Origin of the sequence: Gluconobacter cerevisiae (assembly GCF_015244675.1) — a bacterium.
GTDB classification, from domain to species: Bacteria; Pseudomonadota; Alphaproteobacteria; order Acetobacterales; family Acetobacteraceae; genus Gluconobacter; species Gluconobacter cerevisiae.
Window position 1 is genome coordinate 1 of the sequence record NZ_JABCQO010000039.1, and the last position, 1,053, is coordinate 1,053.

Genomic DNA, 1,053 nt, shown 5'->3' on the forward strand with positions numbered 1-1,053 from the left:
GGCTCTGTTGCACAATTCGGTCTATTGGCGTGACGAGGCCGCTATAGAGTTTTCCATTACGCGACCGCGTGTGTGAGAGGGATTCCGAGCGCTGTGAAGCGATTGAGGATAGCCACACGGATGTGAACTTCGGTGATCTGGCGGTCGAAATCGCGTGCTGTCAGACGCTGGCCCAGCAGCTTGATGCAGTGCATCTTTGTCTCGACGCGGCTTCGCCGATGGTAACCACTCCACCGTCTCCAGATAGCCCGCCCGAGATGCCCGCACGTCCGCAGGGCTTCATTGCGGGCGATGGCTCCTGGTGATGTGGGACACCATGGTGTTGCGTTTTTTCGAGGCGGTATGACAGCCTGTGCGCCACGGTTGGCGATGGTTTCGTGGCATTTTCTTGTATCATACGCGCCATCAGCAGTGACGCAGGCGATGTCCTCTTCATCGGGGATCTGTTCCAGAAGCGCCGGTAGGACTGGGGCATCACCGACATCGTTTTTCGTGATCTCAACAGCCCTGATTTCCAGTGATCCTTCATCGATCGCGATATGAAGTTTGCGCCAGATCCTGTGCTTTGACGCCCCGTGTTTGCGGGTGTGCCATTCGCCTTCTCCCTCGACCTTGATGCCGGTGCTGTCGATCAGGAGATGGAGCGGACCGCCCGAACTACGATACGGAATATCGACCGTCAGGGATTTCTGCCGACGGCTCAGCGTGCTGAAATCCGGCACGGACCACGACAGCCCAGCCAGACGAAGGAGACTTTCGACAAAGCCCGTCGTCTGTCGCAGCGCAAAGCCAAACAGGACTTTCAGCGTCAGGCAACTCTGGATCGCGGCATCGCTGTAATTCTGCCGCCGTCCTCGACGTCCCGTCGGAAGGCCCTCCCAATTCATGGATGGGTCAAACCATACCGTCAGAGAGCCGCGCTTCTTCAGCGCGGCGTTGTAGGAGGACCAGTTCGTCGTACGGTATCGCGTGGCTTTCGGCTTGCTCATCACTCCCAGCTACCAGTCTGGATTCATTCCGTGAATCCACTCCGAGCATTTACGCAACAAAGCC

General features: G+C 57.7%; 1 protein-coding gene. It reads right to left on the minus strand.

The features are described from left to right. Positions 1-56: 56 nt before the first annotated feature. The gene (locus tag HKD21_RS14320; protein ID WP_194256267.1) at positions 57-989 is read right to left on the minus strand and encodes an IS5 family transposase; all 933 of its coding nucleotides are present in this window, start codon (positions 987-989) and stop codon (positions 57-59) included. Positions 990-1,053: the final 64 nt, after the last annotated feature.

Excerpts from the sequence above, each read along its gene's own strand:
- HKD21_RS14320 (WP_194256267.1), bottom strand. The coding sequence starts at position 989 with ATGAGCAAGCCGAAAGCCACGCGATACCGTACGACGAACTGGTCCTCC.